General features: G+C 55.0%; 14 protein-coding genes. 13 read left to right on the top strand and 1 reads right to left on the bottom strand.

Annotated elements, in window-relative coordinates; all coding sequences use genetic code 11:
• Positions 1-142 precede the first annotated feature (142 nt).
• On the bottom strand, positions 143-658 hold the full coding sequence (locus tag H8K27_RS11845) for a glycine zipper 2TM domain-containing protein (protein ID WP_176801768.1): 516 nt from the start codon (positions 656-658) through the stop codon (positions 143-145).
• A 244-nt stretch (positions 659-902) separates the two neighbouring features.
• Here H8K27_RS11845 and H8K27_RS11840 point away from each other — a divergent pair, with 244 nt between their 5' ends.
• From H8K27_RS11840 to H8K27_RS11780, 13 genes are all read left to right on the top strand, one after another.
• Positions 903-1292, top strand: a complete 390-nt coding sequence (locus tag H8K27_RS11840; protein WP_186863378.1) for an MAPEG family protein — start codon at positions 903-905, stop codon at positions 1290-1292.
• Between the two features lie 21 nt (positions 1293-1313).
• Positions 1314-2327 carry an AI-2E family transporter gene (locus H8K27_RS11835; protein WP_186863377.1) on the top strand — a complete coding sequence of 338 codons (1014 nt, stop codon included), beginning with the start codon at positions 1314-1316 and terminating at the stop codon, positions 2325-2327.
• Positions 2328-2429: 102 nt separating this feature from the next.
• Complete coding sequence (locus H8K27_RS11830) at positions 2430-2732, top strand: antibiotic biosynthesis monooxygenase family protein (RefSeq protein WP_186863376.1); 303 nt, start codon at positions 2430-2432, stop codon at positions 2730-2732.
• Between the two features lie 136 nt (positions 2733-2868).
• Positions 2869-4167, top strand: a complete 1299-nt coding sequence (gene gshA, locus H8K27_RS11825; RefSeq protein WP_186863375.1) for a glutamate--cysteine ligase — start codon at positions 2869-2871, stop codon at positions 4165-4167.
• Positions 4168-4200: 33 nt separating this feature from the next.
• Entirely contained in the window at positions 4201-5148 is a 948-nt protein-coding gene (gene gshB, locus H8K27_RS11820) for a glutathione synthase (protein WP_186863374.1), read from the top strand.
• An 88-nt stretch (positions 5149-5236) separates the two neighbouring features.
• Positions 5237-5644: a PTS sugar transporter subunit IIA gene (locus H8K27_RS11815; RefSeq protein ID WP_186863373.1), complete on the top strand. Its 408-nt coding sequence runs from the start codon at positions 5237-5239 to the stop codon at positions 5642-5644.
• A gap of 21 nt (positions 5645-5665) precedes the next feature.
• Positions 5666-5935, top strand: coding sequence for an HPr family phosphocarrier protein (locus H8K27_RS11810; RefSeq protein ID WP_186863372.1), 270 nt, complete (start codon positions 5666-5668; stop codon positions 5933-5935).
• Positions 5936-6069: 134 nt separating this feature from the next.
• Complete coding sequence (gene ptsP / locus H8K27_RS11805; protein WP_186863371.1) at positions 6070-7836, top strand: phosphoenolpyruvate--protein phosphotransferase; 1767 nt, start codon at positions 6070-6072, stop codon at positions 7834-7836.
• 229 nt (positions 7837-8065) lie between these two features.
• Positions 8066-9217 carry a homoserine O-succinyltransferase MetX gene (gene metX / locus H8K27_RS11800; protein ID WP_186863370.1) on the top strand — a complete coding sequence of 384 codons (1152 nt, stop codon included), beginning with the start codon at positions 8066-8068 and terminating at the stop codon, positions 9215-9217.
• Positions 9214-9822 carry a methionine biosynthesis protein MetW gene (gene metW / locus H8K27_RS11795; protein WP_186863369.1) on the top strand — a complete coding sequence of 203 codons (609 nt, stop codon included), beginning with the start codon at positions 9214-9216 and terminating at the stop codon, positions 9820-9822. The genes metX and metW overlap by 4 nt, the downstream gene beginning before the upstream one ends.
• 53 nt (positions 9823-9875) lie before the next feature.
• Positions 9876-10769 (top strand): M48 family metallopeptidase, encoded by an 894-nt coding sequence (locus H8K27_RS11790; protein ID WP_329604387.1) that lies wholly within the window; start codon positions 9876-9878, stop codon positions 10767-10769.
• A 679-nt stretch (positions 10770-11448) separates the two neighbouring features.
• Entirely contained in the window at positions 11449-13830 is a 2382-nt protein-coding gene (locus H8K27_RS11785; RefSeq protein ID WP_186863368.1) for a TonB-dependent receptor, read from the top strand.
• A gap of 106 nt (positions 13831-13936) precedes the next feature.
• Complete coding sequence (locus tag H8K27_RS11780) at positions 13937-15628, top strand: bifunctional metallophosphatase/5'-nucleotidase (RefSeq protein WP_186863367.1); 1692 nt, start codon at positions 13937-13939, stop codon at positions 15626-15628.

The raw sequence follows: 15628 nt of genomic DNA, 5'->3' as shown, positions 1-15628 counted from the left end.
TGCCGCAAGATCATACTATAAACAGTCGCTGTTGCTGCTCAATAGAGAGGCAGTTAATGTTGGTTTGTGGAAATATTTATGAAAAATGCCGCTGAGTGCGGCATTTTGTTGAAGGAATGGCACAGCGCTGTGCCGGATGTGCTTATGGACGCGGTGTCAGCGACACATGCAGACGCAGGCGTGAACCGGGGTCATAAGGCATGACCGAAGTATAGGTACGCCCATTGTATTCATAGGTCACGGCATACCCGTTGGTGCGTGTCTGCCAGCTGTCCACGGTACGGCACTGGCGTATCGGGCGGCTGTCGTAACCGCCTTGCTGATTGTTATTATCCATGCGGTCGCCGACGATGGCGCCGGTCAGCGCACCGGCTGCTGCGGCTGCGATCCGGCCGTTGCCGCCGCCGACCTGGCTGCCGAGCAGGCCGCCCGCAATACCGCCGATGATACCGCCGGAGTTACTGCGCTCCTGCGGACGCTGTATCGTTTCATATTCGGTACGGCATTCCTGGCGCGGCATATTGATTTGCTCGACTTGTGGCTGGACGTTGATGACGCGGGCATAATCCTCAAAATCAGCTGCCTGTGCGGCAGGCAGGGCGCATGCGAGCGCCAGCAGTGAGGTACCCAGGGAAAATTGTTTTAGTGTGAAATTCATATAATTACCTCGCTGCAAATTGCAAATGATCATCAGTCTGTCTGGGGTTAGTGTCTGTTTAACGCCGGAAGTTCTGATTCCGTGGACAGAAGAGATGTAAATCTATGTTTCAATGATGGATGAACTATGTAAGTTGCACCTTGTTTGTATCTTGTTATCACGATAGTCACTCACATATAGATGCTGGTGATTGTGGGTAATTCAATCGATGTTTCTTTCTGATGTATTCAGCCGGAGTGTGTTTATGCCTTTTTTCTGGACTTCCTGGGTCAGTATTGCTGCTTTGCTCGTTTATTTCTGGACTGCCGCGGAAGTGGGCAGGGCGCGTGGACGTTATCAGGTAAAAGCACCGGCGGTGGATGGGCCGCCCGAATTCCTGCGCGCTTTACGGGTGCAGATGAATACGCTGGAGCAGCTGGTTTTTTTCCTGCCTTCTTTATGGCTCTGCGCATTCTGGTTCAGTGACCGCTGGGCGGCGCTGACCGGGACAGTCTGGCTCGCGAGCCGGATCTGGTATGCACTTGCCTATTTCCGGGATCCGGCCAAGCGTGCACCTGGCTTTGTCTTGTCTGTAACCAGTGTTTTTATCCTGTTGTTGCTGGCTGTGGCGGGACTGTCCGGCCTGATTCACTGAGAAAAGACAATGCAGATACACATGCAAACAGATTTCCGTCAGAAAGCCTCGGCTTACGCTTCCTATCTTGTTGCCGGTATCAGCTTGCTGCTGGTGCTGAAAGCCGGATTACTGGTCGCACTGTTTTCCGGTCTGCTGGTGTATTCGCTGGTGCACATGCTGGCGCCGGCGATTGCAAGACGGTTCCGCCATCGCCAGTCGCGCCTGATTGCGGTGGCATTGCTGTCGACAGTGCTGATGCTGGTGCTGGTACTGGGGATCTGGGGCGGGCATGTTTTTTTGCGCAGCGATGCCGGCAACCTGCATAATTTGCTGCAGCGGCTGGCCGATATTCTGGAAGCCTCACGCAGTCAGATGCCGGAATGGGTGAGCACTAACATCCCGGAAGATGTCGACGCACTGCAGACAATGATTGCTCACTGGTTGCGTGAGCATGCCGGTGAAGCGAAATTGCTGGTGCCGGAAGCGGGGCACCTGATCGTGCATCTGCTGCTGGGGATGGTGATCGGCAGCCTGGTGGCCTTGCGCAGCACGGCGGCAGCGGCAAACCGCAAACCCTTCGCCGCCGCTTTGCAGCAGCGCGCCAGACAGTTTGCCAGGATTTTCCGCAAGATCGTGTTTGCCCAGGTGCAGATCTCACTGATCAATACCTTGCTGGCGGCGGTTTATCTGGTGCTGATCCTGCCACTGGCCGGGGTGCATCTGCCGCTGACCAAAACCATGATTGCGATTACGTTTATTGCCGGGCTGATTCCGGTGGCGGGCAACATTATTTCCAATTCGGTGCTGGTCATTGTCGCTTTGTCACACTCCCTGAATATTGCCCTGGCGTCGCTGGTTTTCATGGTGGTGATTCATAAAGCCGAATATTTCCTGAATGCCCGTATCATCGGGGCTCAGATCAATGCGCGCGCCTGGGAGCTGCTGACCGCGATTCTGGTGATGGAAACCCTGTTTGGCATTCCCGGTGTGGTGGCGGCGCCGGTGTTTTACGCCTATCTCAAAAAGGAGCTGGCCGATCAGGGGCTGGTCTGAGGCCGATTGGCGCGCCGCCGATAATCGGAGCGCCAATTAATGCCATAATGTGAGACTGATCCGCAATCTGTTCCAACACCATTTTCTGTCAAAGAGCCCATCATGATTCTCGAACTTGCCGATATCCGTATTCATCCCGGTCAGCAGACCGAATTCGACGCCGCCATCCAGCGCGGCCTGGCAGAAGTGATTTCCCAGGCCAGGGGATTTTGCGGCTTTAAAGTCAACAAAGGCATCGAATCGCCGGAACGCTATGTCCTGATGATTTTCTGGGAAACGCTGGAAAACCACACCATTGATTTCCGCGAATCCCCGGCATTTGCGCAGTGGCGTGCGATCGTCGGCCCGTATTTCGCGGCACCGCCGGTGGTGGAGCATTTCAGCCTGCTGGCCAAATCGTCCTGAAGTTTGTAGGGGTATTGCGGAGATGACTTGATTCCTGTCATTTCACCCCAAGCTAGCAAAGTCACCATGCCCCCGGCGTATCGCAGCGATCACTGTGCCAGACCGGCGGGCAGCAAGCACTTCAACAAAGGTTACTATGGTTCCGCACCTCGTCACGGCCTTAAACGGCCCCCTGCTCGATTTAGAAAAGAAAATACTCGAAGCCACACCGGCGATTGAGCGCTGGTTCCGGCTGGAATGGCAGGAACATACGCCGCCCTTCTACTGTTCGGTGGATTTGCGTAACGCAGGCTTCAAGCTCGCCCCGGTCGATACCAACCTGTTTCCCGGGGGATTTAATAATCTGGCGTCTGAAATGCTGCCGCTGGCAGTGCAGGCGGCGATGGCGGCCATCGAAAAATATTGTCCTGATGCAAAGAATCTGTTGCTGATTCCGGAAGGCCATACCCGCAATACTTTCTATCTGCAAAACGTGGCGCGCATGATGCAGATTTTCCGCCAGACCGGTCTGAATGTGCGGCTGGGTTCGCTGTCGCCGGAGATCACCGCACCGACACCGCTGACGCTGCCGGACGGCAGCGAGCTGATTCTGGAGCCGCTGGAGCGTTCAGCCAACGGACGCCGGCTGGGGCTGAAAAATTTTGACCCTTGCACCATCCTACTGAACAATGATTTGTCGGCGGGCATCCCGGCTATCCTGGAAGATATCAATGAACAGACGCTGTTGCCGCCGGTACATGCCGGCTGGGCGATGCGGCGCAAGAGCAATCACTTCGCCTCTTACGATGACGTGGTCAAAAAATTTGCCAAGCTGGTCGATATCGACCCGTGGATGCTGAACCCGTATTTCGCCCGGGTGAATAACATCAATTTTCAGGATGGCACCGGCGAAGATGCGCTGGCGGCCGCAGTCGATACCGTGCTGGCGAAAATCCGCAAAAAATACAAGGAATACGGCATTAAGGATAAACCGTTTGTCGTCGTCAAGGCCGATGCCGGCACCTATGGCATGGGCATCATGACCGTACACAGTTCCGATGAAGTCCGCGACCTGAACCGCAAGCAGCGCAACAAGATGGCGGTCGTGAAAGACGGTCTGGAAGTATCGGATGTGATCGTGCAGGAAGGGGTGTATACCTTCGAGCAGATCAACGAATCGGTGGCCGAGCCGGTGGTGTATATGATCGACCGTTACGTGGTCGGTGGTTTCTACCGCGTCCACGAAGGCCGCGGCGTGGATGAAAATCTCAACACGCCGGGCATGCATTTCGTGCCGCTGGCTTTTGCGCAGCAGCATGCGGTGCCGGATATGAAAGCCAAGCCGGGTACCGCGGCGCCGAACCGTTTTTATCTGTACGGCGTGGTCGCAAGGCTGGCTTTGCTGGCAGCTTCGCTGGAACTGGAAAAAACCGATCCCAATCCGGAAATTTATTAATCTGACCGGTATTCCCGGTGCGAAAGTAGGGCTATGAAAATTGCTTTCCTGACTGATCCTTTATCGCAGTTCAAAACCTACAAAGACTCGACCTTCGCGATGATGCGCGAAGCGGTCAGGCGCGGCCACAGCATCTATGCGATGGAGCCGCAGGATATTGCGCTGGAAAATGGCGTGGTGACGGCAGCGGCCCGCCAGATCCATCTGACTGGCGCGGCGGACGACTGGTATCGCGCCGACGTGCCGGCCGAAGTGGCGCTGAAGGCGTTTGACGTGGTCTTGCAGCGCAAGGACCCGCCTTTCGACATGGAGTACATTTACGCCACCTATCTGCTGGAGCTGGCGGAACAGCAGGGCGCGCGGGTGTTCAACAAACCGGCGGCGATCCGCAATCACAATGAAAAACTCAGCATTGCGCAATTCAGCCAGTTCACCGCGCCGACGCTGGTGACGCGCGACGCGGAGCGCATCCGTGCGTTTCACCGCGAGCACCGGGATGTGATTCTGAAACCGCTGGACGGCATGGGCGGCATGGGCATTTTCCGCATCGGTGCCGACGGCATGAATCTGGGTTCCGTCATCGAAACCCTGACCGACAACGGCAGCCGCACCATCATGGTCCAGCGTTATATTCCCGAGATTGTTCAGGGCGACAAGCGCATACTGCTGATCGGCGGCAAGGTGGTGCCGTTCGCGCTGGCGCGGATTCCTCAGCACGGCGAAGTGCGCGGTAATCTGGCGGCGGGCGGCGTCGGTGTGGCGCAAGCCTTGTCGGAAAGAGATCTTGAGATTGCACAGACTTTGGCGCCGCAGCTTTATCAAAGAGGCCTGTTGCTGGTAGGATTAGACGTCATCGGCAGTTGCCTGACCGAAGTGAATGTCACCAGCCCGACCTGTTTTCAGGAAATCACCCAGCAGACCGGATTTGATGTGGCGGCGATGTTTATTGATGCGCTCGAATCGGCGCTGGCGGAAAATTAATATACTCCGGGGAGTATATTTAAAGAGCCTTGTTTTATCTGGGCGATCAATAGAAATTGACACATACTCCCCCAATTTTTGAAAAATTATGGTTGGAATACTGTTATTGACACATGCACCGCTCGGATCGGCTTTCGTCCAGGCGGCAGCGCATGTCTTCCGCGGTATGCCTGAGCGTCTGGAGGCGATTGATGTGGTTGCCGACCAGAATCCGGAAGAGGTGAACCATCTGGCGCGCGCCGCCGTGCAGCGCCTGAACGACGGTTCCGGAGTGCTGGTCATGACCGACATCATGGGCGGCACGCCATCGAACTGCTGCCGCCAGCTGGGCGAGGCAGATCAGGTGGCCACGATTGCCGGTATCAGCCTGCCGATGCTGCTGCGCGCCATCACTTACCGCAACGACGCGCTGGATGTGGTGGTGGAAATGGCGCTGGCGGGCGGTCAGAACGGCGCCTTGCGTATTGATAACCGTATTCGCCTGTCACCCAATTAATCCGAGATCTGAAAGTTCAGCATGATTCAACAAGAAATTGAAATTGTTAACAAACTGGGTTTGCATGCACGCGCTTCCGCCAAGTTCACACAACTGGCGAGTAAATACAAAAGCGAAGTCTGGGTTGCGCGTAATGGCCGCCGGGTGAACGGAAAATCGATTATGGGCGTGATGATGCTGGCGGCGGGCAAAGGCAGCAAGATCATACTGGAAACCGAAGGAGCTGATGAACAGGATTGTTTCAACGCCATCGTGGCGCTGATCAACGATAAATTCGGCGAAGGCGAATAAGCCTCCCGCTACAGGCGTTGCCCCGACAGCCGCAAACTGCGCGCTGTCATCATCAACCGCCGGTGCGCTGTATGGCAGTCTCCGGCAACGATACCGGAGAACCGGGAATAGTCCCGCTTTTTGGGAGACAAGGCATGGCATCATTCACATTGCAGGGCATTCCGGTATCCCGTGGCATTGCCATCGGCAGAGCGCATCTGCTGCGGCCTGCCGCGCTGGACGTGAAGCATTACCTGGTCGCGCAGGAACTGGTCGAGGCCGAAGTACTGCGATTGCAAAATGCGATTGCCCAGGTGCATAAAGAGCTGCAGACTATCTGGGCCGATCTACCGCAGGATGCACCGACTGAGCTGGGCGCATTTCTGGATGTGCATGCCCTGATCCTGTCCGATCCCATGGTGTCGGAAGCGCCGCTGGATATCATCCGCACACGCCATTACAACGCCGAATGGGCGCTGGTGACCCAGGTCGACGAATTATCCGCCCAGTTCGATGAAATCGAGGACGACTATCTGCGCGAACGCAAGGCCGATATCCAGCAGGTTGCCGAACGGGTGCTGAAGGTGCTGACTGACAGCGCCGATACCGTGCCCCGCTCCGACAGCATCGACGAACGCAGCGCCAACATGATCGTGGTGGCGCGCGACATCTCTCCGGCGGACATGATGCAGTTCCGCGACGTCGCTTTTTCCGGATTTGTCACCGATGAAGGCGGACAGAACTCGCATACCGCGATTGTGTCGCGCAGTCTCGGGATTCCTGCAGTGGTCGGCATGGGGAATGCGTCCCAGCTGATCGAACAGGACGACTGGCTGATTATCGACAGCGACGCCGGCGTCGTGATCGTGGCGCCGCCGACACTGGTGCTGGAACAATACCGTGAACGCCAGTCGCTGCTGCAGAAACAGCGCAAAAAACTCGGCAAACTGAAAAAAACGCCAGCCGTCACGCAAGACGGCGTGGAGATCACCCTGCTGGCGAATATCGAATTGCCCGCCGATACCACGCAGGCGATGGAAGCCGGTGCCAGCGGCGTCGGCTTATTCCGTTCCGAATTCCTGTTCATGGAAAGAAGCGGTCAGGAGCATAAATTGCCGAGCGAGGAAGAACAGTTCCTCGCTTACCGCGCCGCCGTGCAGGGGATGAAGGGGCGTCCCGTCACTATCCGCACCCTCGATGTCGGTGCCGATAAGCCGCTCGACATCACCGAGCACAATATCCTCAATCCGGCGCTGGGTTTGCGGGCAATCCGTTACTGTCTGTCCGAGCCGCAGTTGTTCCTGACCCAGCTGCGCGCCATGTTGCGTGCTTCTGCCTTTGGCCCGGTCAAGATTCTGGTGCCGATGATGGCGCATAATTTTGAAATTGATCAGACGCTGGCGATGATTGCACAGGCCAAGCAGGAACTGAGCGCCGAAGGCAAGGAATTTGATCCGGAAGTGCCGGTCGGCGCCATGATCGAAGTACCGGCCGCCGCGCTGGCATTGCCGATGTTCGTGAAAAAACTGGATTTCCTCTCGATTGGCACCAACGACCTGATCCAGTACACACTGGCGATTGACCGGGCTGACCATGAAGTCGCGCATCTGTACGACGACCTGCATCCGGCGATTTTGCAGTTGTTGCAGATGATCATCAATGCTGCTGAGAAGGCGGAGATCCCGGTCTCGATCTGCGGCGGCATGGCTGGCGACCTGCGCCTGACCCGCCTGCTGGCCGGAATGGGATTCCGCGAGCTGTCGATGCCGGCAGCCTTGTTGCCGGAGGTGAAGCAGGCCATTCTGAATACCCGGATTGATGCCTTGCAGCCCCACGTCAAAAAAATTCTGCGCAGTTATGATCCTGTCGTCATCCGCGAGACGCTGGCGGCGATGGAGTCCGCCGGACAGACCCTGCATTAGCGCATTGTGCCGGTAGCAAGTCCGGCGGCTGGTTTGACGTCTGCGCCGGACTTGGTTATGCTTACTCTGTGGCGCCGATTTGAATAATCAGCTTGCGGGCGCGGTCTGGAATCTCCAGGCAATAAATACGGCTAAAGCGAGCTTGAATGCAGCTTTCCCTTTCCCCATTCAGCCCATCTTTTAGCCTTCCCGAGTTTTTTGAACGAGAGTTTTCTCGATGGAAGAGTGTATGTCTACTTCAGCAGGATCCGTCGGCGCTGTCACGCCGCAAGCCCTCCGTTTCGATGAGCCGCTGGCGCTGCAGAGCGGTGCCAGCATCGCCGGCTACACCTTGATGATAGAAACCTACGGCACCCTGAATGCGGATAAATCGAACGCCGTCCTGATCTGCCACGCGCTGAATGCCTCGCATCACGTCGCCGGCTATTATGCGGATCAGCCTAAAAATATCGGCTGGTGGGACAACATGGTCGGGCCGGGTAAACCGGTCGACACTAACCGTTTTTTCGTCATTGGGATCAATAATCTCGGCTCTTGTTTTGGTTCCACCGGACCGATGCATCCCAATCCGGCTACCGGTAAACCGTATGGCGCGGATTTTCCGGTGGTGACGGTGGAAGACTGGGTGAATGCCCAGGCGCGCGTGGCTGACCGGCTCGTCATCCGCCAGTTTGCCGCCGTGATGGGTGGTTCGCTGGGCGGCATGCAGGCACTGGCATGGAGCATCCTGTATCCGGACCGGCTGCAGCACTGCGTCGTGATTGCCTCGACCCCCAGGTTATCGGCGCAGAATATTGCGTTTAACGACGTTGCCAGACAGGCGATTCTGACCGATCCGGATTTTCATGGCGGTGATTTTTATGCGCATGGCGTGGTGCCGCGGCGCGGCTTGCGGGTGGCGCGCATGATCGGCCACATCACTTATCTGTCCGATGACGATATGGCAGAAAAATTCGGCCGCGATCTGAAGTCGGGAGATTATCAGTTCGGCTACGGGGTCGATTTTGAAATCGAATCCTACCTGCGCTACCAGGGCGATAAATTTTCCGATTATTTCGACGCCAATACTTATTTGCTGATCACCAAGGCACTGGATTATTTTGATCCGGCACGTCATACCGGTGGCGATCTGGCGGCTGCGCTGGCGCAGACCAAAGCCAGTTTTCTGCTGGCATCGTTCACGACCGACTGGCGCTTTTCGCCAGAGCGCAGCCGGGAAATTGTGCGGGCGCTGGTCAGCAACCGGCGCACCGTGTCCTATGCCGAAATCGATGCGCCGCACGGGCATGACGCTTTCTTGCTCGACGATGCCCGCTACCTGAATCTGGTCGCGGCCTATTTCAACCGTATTGATGCCGGACTGCAGGGAGAAGCAGCATGAATTTCGCCGAATTGAATCAGCTCCGTCCGGACCTCGCTTTCATCGCCGACTGGATCCGGCCACAGTCCCAGGTGCTGGATGTCGGTTGCGGCGACGGCGTGATGCTGGATTACCTGCAGACCGACAAGCAGTGTCATGGTTACGGCATCGAAATTGCCGACGACAAGGTGCTGGCCTGCGCAAAACGCCATATCAGCGTCATTCAGCAGGACATGGAAAACGGTCTGGGCATGTTTGAAAATAACTCTTTCGACACCGTACTGTGCCTGTCATCGCTGCAGATGATGAAGCATGTCGAGCCCTTGCTGCGGGATATTGCCCGGGTCGGGCGCGAAGCCATCGTCTCTTTCCCGAATTTTGGTTACTGGCCACACCGCACGGCCTTGTTGCGCGGGAAAATGCCGGTCTCCAAATCGCTGCCTTACCAGTGGTACGATACGCCCAACGTGCGCTGTGCAACGATCTATGATTTTTCCGATCTGGCGCATGAAGTCGGTCTGGAGGTCATGGAATGCGTCGCCCTGCATGAAGGACAACCGGTCCATGTATTGCCGAACTGGCGTGGCAGTCTGGCGGTATTCCGCCTGCGTAAGCGCGTTGCCTGATTGGACGCCGTGATTTGTTTTCCGGCATTTTGTCTCGTTACTGTCAGAGTGAAATGATGAAACATTCCATCATCGTATTGATCGTCGCCGGCCTGTTCGGCGGAATGCCCGCATTGGCGCAAAGTCCGCAGCAGGATGGTGTGAAAGTCGGTGCCATGTCGCCGATGCGGATTTTTGCCCCTACCGGCGCACTGGAAAAACAGGCTGCGCTGCAATATTCACAAACCCTTCAGCAGGCAGAAAACCAGCATGCGCTCGGACCGGACAATCATCCGCAGGTCATCCGCCTGCGCGCGATCGCCAACCGCCTGATTCCTTACACTTACCGCTGGAACGAGCGTTCGCGCAGCTGGAAATGGGAAATCAACTTGCTGGGATCAAAACAGATCAATGCGTATTGCATGCCGGGCGGCAAAATCGCGTTTTATACCGGCATACTGGATACGCTGAAACTGACCGATGATGAAGTGGCAATCGTCATGGGGCATGAAATTGCCCATGCCTTGCGCGAACACGGCGCCGAGCGTGCCGGCAAGGCGGCCGTCGCTAATTTTGGGGTAAAGCTGGCAGAAATTATCGCTGGCGCCAAAGGGTACGACCCGAATCTGGCGGGTACCGTGGCGGGCGGGGTGGCGAATGTCAGTATGCTGGCATTTTCCCGCGAAGATGAAACTGAGGCGGACATCGTCGGCCTCGATATTGCGGCACGTGCCGGTTACGATCCGCGTGCCGGTATTGCCTTGTGGCAGAAAATGGGGATGGTGAATAAAAATTCACCGCCACAGTGGTTGTCCACCCACCCTGCGGGCAACAGCCGGATTGCAGAAATACGCCGGCATCTGCCGGAAGTCATGCCTTTGTATGCCAGAGCAAAAGGCGCCGATCTGGCCAGTCTGCCTGCTTACCGGACGAATGCAGGTAATATTGCCCCCGTCACTTATCCCTGATCCCGCATGCCCAGCGCGGTGATGGGCGGACAAGAAAAATGACAGTTTAATTTTCATATCAATCGCTGATTGATTGCAAAAAAACAGCTTTTCTTTCATTGAACGTTTTTTCCATTACGATCTCAGTGAACAGAATTTATGGTTTAAAGAACAAAAAAACAGCATAAATAATGATTAAAAAACTATTTATGTGGTTTGTTTGTGACAGTTTTTAGCCATTTTCAGGCTAATGTCATCATGCTTTCATAAATGGCTGTAACACTTTGTAATGTAAAAAATTTTTCTGTGATAGACTATTTTCGTATATTAATAGCACGACATCACAGAATTGCTTCACTGAGTTTAGTATTTTTTTACAAATACCTTGAACTGGTGGCGTCACCCAAAAAAATAAGCGCAAAAAGTCAGTCTTCATTTTTTTGCATTCATTAGCAATCGTTTGCGCAGTGTAAGTTTTTCTTACTTTCTGTATGGCAAACGATTGCGCTGCCAGATCAGGAAAGAAAACGCTCTGCATCACGCACTGTGAATAGTGATTTTGAAAATACGATGAAGCGCCGGATCAGCTGGCGGACAAAGTGTGTTGATGGAGATGTCATCAAGCCGTGTTGAAGGCTTGAGATGATCAACAAGGTTTAATGCAATTTTTATTTTTCTGTAATCTGATCAGGAGCAGTCAATGAAACAAACTAAGCAATCGTCCGCGTTTCCATCGCGTTTGTCGATGGTCGCTGTAGCGTGCCAGATCGCCTGCCTGGGCATGTCTTCCGCTTACGCACAACAAGCCGCGATCAGCAATGATCCGGTAGATTCCAAGCAGGTCACCATCACCGGCAAGAAAGTCGGTATGGGTCTGATGGTGCAGGAAAACGCACCAAAAGCACGCAGCACGATCACTGCCGAAGAGCTGGCAAAACAGCGTCCTACCGGCAATGCGTATGAAGCGCTGGAACTGATGCCTGCGGTTAATAGCTACAACTACGACGCAACCGGCCTGTTCGGTGGCGGCCTGACTTTGCGCGGCTTTAACAGCGACCAGATCGGCGCCACGATCAACGGCGTACCAGTCAATGACTCCGGTAACTTCGCTGTTTATCCGCAAGAATTCGTCGATCAGGAAAACACCTGCACCCAGTTTGTGACACAGGGTTCAACGGACGTTGACTCCCCTCAGATCGGCGCAACCGGCGGTAACTTCGGTATCACTACCTGCGATCCATCCAAAGAAAAACGTTTCCGCGTGATGCAGACTCTGGGCGGCCTGAACCTGTCCAAGACTTACATGCGCTACGACACAGGTCTGTGGTCTGATGGCAAATCCCGTTTCTTCATTTCCGCATCGCATGCTCAGGCAGACAAGTGGAAAGGCGAAGGCGGCGCAAAGCGTGATCACGTTGATATCGGTTTCCGTACGGATTTTGACAAATTCAATTCGATCAACGGCACCATTTTGTATAACCGCGCAATCAATCAGAACATCAGCACATTCAACCTGGCTGACCTGAACAAAAACGGTTACTACTACGACTATTCCACGACATTCATCGGCCATGCAGCGCCGACACCAGGCAAAGCAGGCAATGATCCTAGCCAGGCGTTTGCGGATTCTTTCTACAAGCTGACACAAAATCCGTTTGAAAACGTGATTGCTTCTGCCACCGCGAAATTCCGCATCGGTCAGGACACCGACGTCAAGATCATTCCTTACTACTGGTATGGCTACGGCAATGGCGGCGTACAGCAAAAACTGGTTTCCGAAAGCGGTTTCCTGAATCAGGCAACCGGCAAGAACACTGCCACCGTTGATCTGAATGGTGACGGCGACACACTGGATAAAGTGATTGTTGCGAATGCCAGCGTGACGCGCACCAACCGTCCTGGTGTGACTGCTTCTGTTACCCACAACTTTGAAAACCATCAGGTTCTGGCTGGTTTCTGGTACGAGCGTGCAACACACGAGCAATTTGGCCCGATGGTTCTGGTCGATGCTAACGGCAACGCTGCAGACATCTGGCTGAAAGAGGGCCGCGTCCTGCGTCCTGACGGCACACCGTATCAGTCCCGCGACTGGAAAACGATCAGCACAGGCTATCAGTTCTTCTTGCAGGATACGATCAGCATGTTGAACGACAAGTTCACACTGAACGTTGGCCTGCGCGCGCCAACCATGAAGCGTGACTTCACCAACAAGCCGAACGAAGGTGCCGGTATCGGCTACAACATCAGCAAATCTTACTCTGAATTGCTGCCGCAACTGGGTGCCCGCTACCAGATCGACAACAACAACCAGTTGTTTGCCAGTCTGGCGAAAAACATGAAGGCACCGCCTAACTTCGTTTATGCCACGACAAGCAACGTCGTGATCGTGAATGGTCAGGCAAGCATGCCCGTCGATGTGAAAGCAGAAACATCGTACAACCTCGACGTTGGTTATCGTCACCAGAGTGATCAGCTGACCGGCCAGTTCACGGTCTATGCAGTGGATTTCCGCGATCGTCAGGCAACTGCTTACGATCCGGTCAGCAACACCAGCAGCCTGACCAGTGTCGGCAAAGTTAAAACCAAAGGCTTTGAAATCGAACTGGGTAATACCCCGGTCAATGGCTGGTCGTTCTACAGCTCGGTCGGCTATGCCAAGAGCGAAATCCAGGACGATCTGGTCGTCAGCAAGACAGCAACTCTGCCAACTGCCGGCAAGCAGATGACACTGACACCGACCTGGAAGGCTGGTCTCAGCGCCCAGTATGAAACAGCGGTCTGGTATACACGTCTGAAAGCAAAGTACACTGGCAGCCAGTGGGCAACGATGACCAATGACGAACTGGTTCCGGGCTACACCCTGCTGGGTCTGGATGCGGGTTACCAGTTCCCAAATACCACCTGGTTTAAAAAGCCGACGGTTCGTCTGAGCATCAGCAATCTGACAAACGAAAAATACCGGAATCCGTCCAGCTTTAATGTGACTAATGCGCAGCCGTATGGAACAGCAGCAGGAAAGGGTGTGTTCTATTACCTCGGCGCACCACGCTTTACTTCTGTGACCTTCTCTGCAGATTTCTAATCGGCAGTCTGATGTTGCTGTGTGATGTTCTGCACAGCAACGCAGGAGTACTAATTCGGGTCTGCAACACATGCTGTTGCAGACCTTTTTCTTTGGATACCTTGAAATGCAACGTTCATTTAAATTTGCCGGGCTGCTGACCCTGAGTATCTTGGCTGCCTGCACGACGCCTGCCAATCAGCAGCCGACAACGGCGATCACGATATTCAGCATCAACGATTTTCACGGCAATCTTCAGGCCGAGCAGCCGGTTCCTTATTTTGCCAGCGAGCCGGATCCGGTTAATCCGGGTCAGCTGCGGAAAATTCCTGCCGGAGGTTACGCTTATCTGGCTGCGAAACTCAAAGAGCGCAGAGCGGCGGTGTCCTCCAGCATCCTGGTCGGCGGCGGCGACCTGATCGGCGCCTCACCGATGGGATCCGCTTTGCTGAAAGATGAACCGGTGATTGAGGCACTGAACCAGATGCAGCTATCGGTGACCGCAGTGGGTAACCATGAATTCGATTCCGGTACGGCAGACCTGATGCGGAAAATGCAGGGCGGATGTCCGGCAACGGGTTGCGCTTATGCCGGCTTTCACGGGGCGGATTATGCATATCTGGGTGCCAATGTATTTGAACAAGGCAAGTCTGTGCCGTGGCTGACACCGTATGTGATTCGTCAGATAGGCGATATCAAGGTTGGCTTTGTCGGTGCGGTCACCTCGGATGTACCGAACCTGGTTGCCGGCGATGCGGTCAGGCGGTTGCGTTTCGCGGATGAAGCAGAGTCGATCAACCGTTATGTGCCAGAACTGAAACAACAGGGGGTTCAGGCGATTGTGGCGCTGATTCACGAAGGCGCTGTTTACAAGGGACCGGAAAATGATCCGACTTACCGTTGTGACGGTTTACAGGGACCGATTATCCCGATTGTCAAAAAACTGGACAAAGCGGTCAGTCTGGTAATTTCAGGACATTCTCATCAGGGTTATACCTGCAAGATTGACGGTCGTCTGGTGGTGCAGGGACGCAGTTATGGCGCGTTCCTGACAGAGTCCACGCTGACGCTGGATCGTCGCAGCGGCGCAGTAGTGCGTGCGGAAGCGGTCAACCACCTGATTAATCAGCAGCAGATCGTCCCCGATGCTGCCGCGCAAAGACTGGTCAGTCAGGTCAATACACAGACTGCGGCATTACGGCAGCGCGAGGTGGTCATCATGTCCAGGCCGTTAAGGCGTTCTTCGGAGGCGACCCGTTTTGACAGTGAGCTTGGTAATCTGATTGCGGACGCGCAGTTGCATGCGGCACGGCATCAGGGTCATGCAGACCTGTCTTTGATGAATGAAGGCGGAATCCGCAGCGACCTGCCATCGGGCCAGCAGGCGGCGCCCTTTCATATCAGTTTCGGCGACATTTATGCGGTGCAGCCTTTCGGTAACCAGATTGTCAGCATGCAGCTGACCGGCGCGCAGATCATGCAGGTGTTGCAGCAGCAATGGGCTGGCGGTCGTCTGGCGGAAGACCCGAAGAAACTCTATGTTTCCCATGGCGTGACATACACCGTGCGGCTGACGCAGCCGGTGACGCAACGTATCACGGAAGTCAGAATTGCGGGAAAAGCGCTCGATTTGGAACAGCGCTATACCGTGGTCATGAACAGTTTTCTGGCTGACGGCGGCGATGGTTTCAGCATCCTGAAACAGGGGACGGAGCGTCAGTTGGTCGGGCGTGATCTGGATGCCTTTGAATCCTATATCCGCGAACGTGGCCAGAACGTCAGCGACATTGATCTGGAGCGGGTGAAGGTTCAGCGATAA

This window comes from Cognatundibacterium griseum (assembly GCF_014284195.1).
Lineage (GTDB): Bacteria > Pseudomonadota > Gammaproteobacteria > Burkholderiales > Burkholderiaceae_D > Undibacterium > Undibacterium griseum.
Note: the sequence above shows the minus strand (reverse complement) of the source record. Positions and strands in the feature narration are given on the sequence as shown.